The sequence below is a fragment of the Tunicatimonas sp. genome, from assembly GCF_049647865.1.
Classification (GTDB): Bacteria; Bacteroidota; Bacteroidia; order Cytophagales; family Cyclobacteriaceae; genus Tunicatimonas.
This window is the reverse complement of sequence record NZ_JBARYM010000220.1, coordinates 1-3,107: the sequence shown is the minus strand read 5'-3', so window position 1 is coordinate 3,107 and position 3,107 is coordinate 1. Positions and strand designations below refer to the sequence as shown.

At 47.2% G+C, this 3,107-nt stretch carries 3 protein-coding genes; 2 read left to right on the top strand and 1 reads right to left on the bottom strand.

Going from position 1 to position 3,107, the window contains the following annotated elements:
- The coding region (locus tag WBA23_RS06785) for a DUF4494 family protein (protein ID WP_424581496.1) at positions 1–148 on the bottom strand (148 nt) is incomplete at its 3' end.
- A 322-nt stretch (positions 149–470) separates the two neighbouring features.
- Here WBA23_RS06785 and WBA23_RS06780 point away from each other — a divergent pair.
- Both WBA23_RS06780 and WBA23_RS06775 read left to right on the top strand, forming a co-directional pair.
- Positions 471–2,336, top strand: a complete 1,866-nt coding sequence (locus WBA23_RS06780; RefSeq protein WP_424581495.1) for a DUF885 domain-containing protein — start codon at positions 471–473, stop codon at positions 2,334–2,336.
- Between the two features lie 91 nt (positions 2,337–2,427).
- Positions 2,428–3,107 (top strand): THUMP domain-containing class I SAM-dependent RNA methyltransferase (locus WBA23_RS06775; protein WP_424581494.1); only part of this gene is annotated, 680 nt, incomplete at its 3' end.

The following is a 3,107-nucleotide window of genomic DNA, read 5'->3' as shown; positions in this document are numbered from 1 at the left end:
GAACCATGGATTCCATTTTTTCGTACATCCGCCGTTCGGCCTCAGTGAACGAAACCGCATCGACCAGATACATCTCCGATACATTTTTTGCTTTTCCTTTCTCGTCGATTTTCTGATACTTTATTTTACAGGTAAACCAGGTATTCATAGTAGTTTAAAATTGAAAGTTTATCCCGAACAAGTTCCGGGGTGGATAATTGATAATGAGTGATGAATAACGTGCGAGCTACAAGTAGAAATGGTTACTTATGTAGTCTAGTAACTCACCTACTAATCATCATTCACTATTCATCAATCATTCGATTTAAGGGGCAGCAAAAATAAGGTTTCTAATTAGAATCCCCGAATGCATTTGAGGGAATTTTCGCGGGCATCGGTGTTTAAGTTTTTCAGGTTAGCTCAACCGTCTTACTTAGATGAGCACTATATTAGCCATAGCAAACTATATTAATACTTAAAGCCTTTCCACTATGACCTTCCCATCAGTCTCGCTGTACTTACTCACGCTGCTCTCTTTTGTCTCATTCTTAAGCTGTACCGAACCCGAACAACCCGAGGGGCAAATGCCCGAGGGCAGCTTAGAGGAACAATTAGCGTATGTAAATGATCCAGATAATTTCAGTTCGGAAGATGAGCGATTGAATACACTCTTTGAACTGTACGCCGAAAGCAAAAAGCGAAATTCCCCAATGATGGCTACTTTTTTGGGTATGGAAGGGTATAATCATTTGTGGGATGACCTTTCTCCCGAAGGGCGACAACAGGCTATCGACGAATCAACTGCATTCTACGAAGTTCGGGAGATATTCAATGCGGATGATCTAAACGAAGAAAATCAGCTGAACTACGCACTTTTTCAACGCGACGTATCCGATAGCTATAATCTGTACGCTCAATACCCTGAACAGTACTTAGTCGTTGACCAAATCCAGGGAATCCACCAAATGATACCCGCGGTGCTACAGATGATGCCCCAACGGTCGGAAGAGCACCTAGATGACCTGTTAACTCGCTTGCGAGGCATTCCGGCGTTGATGAAAAATGCCCAACGTTTGCTTGAGGAAGGTATCGAGCAAGAAATTGTCATGCCGCGTACCACCGTAGTTCAGGTGCCCGAGCAAGTACGGAGCATGATTGCGGATGATCCCAACAAAAGTGTATTCTACGCTCCGCTAGCCTCGCTGAACGAAACTATTGATTTGGAAGGAGTGGATGGTGAATCGGTTCAGCAGGAAGCGCGGTTGCTCATCGCGGAAGAGATCAATCCGGCGTTAGAGCAATTTGCTACGTTTATGGCGAAGGAATACGTACCCAACGCTCGGGCATCGTTTGGGCTAAAGGACTTACCCAACGGCGAAGCTTGGTACGACGAACGCATCCGTAATAATACGACGACTGATCTTAGCGCTCAGGAGATTCACGAAATCGGATTAAGCGAGGTAGCTCGCATCCGGGAAGCGATGCAGCAGATTATTGATGAAGTAGCGTTTTCCGGTGACATGCAGGCTTTCAACGAATTTTTAAAGACCGATCCGCAGTTTTACTACGATACGCCCGAAGCACTGTTAACTGGCTACCGGGAGATTTGCAAACGCATTGATCCAAAGCTACCCCAACTCTTTGGTCATCTGCCCCGCTTGCCCTACGGGGTAATTGAGGTGCCCGCCTACCAAGCACCAGCTACCACTACCGCTTACTACCAACCCGGGTCAATTAAAAACGGCACTCCCGGCTACTTCTTTGCCAATACGTACAACCTCAAGAGTCGCCCGAAGTGGGGGATGGAGAGTTTGGCCATCCACGAAGCGGTGCCCGGCCATCATTTGCAACTAGCTATCGCGCAGGAACAGGAGAACGTACCCGAGTTCAGAACCATGCTGATGTTCACTGCCTTCGTAGAAGGTTGGGGGCTGTATTCAGAGAGCCTAGGCCCTGAGTTAGGAATGTACCAGGACCCTTACTCCCGCTACGGACAGTTGACGTACGAAATATGGCGGGCCATCCGGCTGGTAGTAGACACCGGCTTGCACCAAATGGGCTGGACCCGTGACCAAGCGATTGCTTACTTTCGCGAAAATTCCAGCATGAGCGAACAAGATGTAGTGGTAGAGATAGACCGCTATATCGCTTGGCCTGGGCAGGCGCTAGCCTATAAGATTGGCGAGCTCAAAATTCAGGAACTACGAAAAAAAGCCGAAGAAAGCCTGAAAGATCAGTTTGATATCCGAAGTTTCCACGATGTGGTGCTGGGGAGTGGTACCGTACCGCTTAGTGTTTTGGAAGACAATATAGTGCGTTGGCTAGCTGACCAAAAGCAAGTAGCTACAGTTGAGTAATATAGCCAACAAGCAATGGTGGATCATAAAAGCACAAAAATAAAATCTGTTTTGTTAGGAACGCTAGTCAGTTTTTGCGTTAGTAGAGAATATGTCATACACCCGCAAAATTGTTGTTACCTGTGCCCCATTAATTAGTCCGATCTTAGCGCAAGAAATTGAGAGGCTGAACCTTCCGGTCAAAAGTATTAACCGCTTAGACGTAGAAACGGAAGGTACTCTGCTGGATGCCATGCGACTTAATCTCCAACTACGCACGGCTCACCGGGTTTTGTATCAATTGGAAGCGCTTACTATTAGTGACCCCGATGAACTGTACCAAGCGATTTATGATTACCCTTGGGAAAATCAGATTCCGTTGGATGGCTACTTTTCGGTGCAGTCGTACGTAAAGCACCCCACAATTACTGATGGACGTTTCGCCAATTTGAAAGTAAAAGATGCAGTAGCAGACCGCTTTATGAAGCTCCAGGGGAGACGGCCTAACTCGGGACCAATGAACGACCAAGCCGTTTTGTTTCTCTACTGGACAGAAGAGGAAGCAGCGATCTATCTGGATACTTCGGGCGAAAGCCTTAGCAAACGCGGGTACCGGGAAGTAACCGTAGAAGCCCCTATGCAAGAATCATTAGCGGCGGCCCTATTACTATCTACCCAGTGGCACCCTTCTCAACCCCTGATAAACCCAATGTGCGGTAGTGGCACCATTGCCATTGAAGCAGCCCTTATGCAGCAGAATACCTATCCCGGACTGATCCGAGGCAATTACAG

Excerpts from the sequence above, each read along its gene's own strand:
- WBA23_RS06780 (WP_424581495.1), top strand. The coding sequence starts at position 471 with ATGACCTTCCCATCAGTCTCGCTGTACTTACTCACGCTGCTCTCTTTT.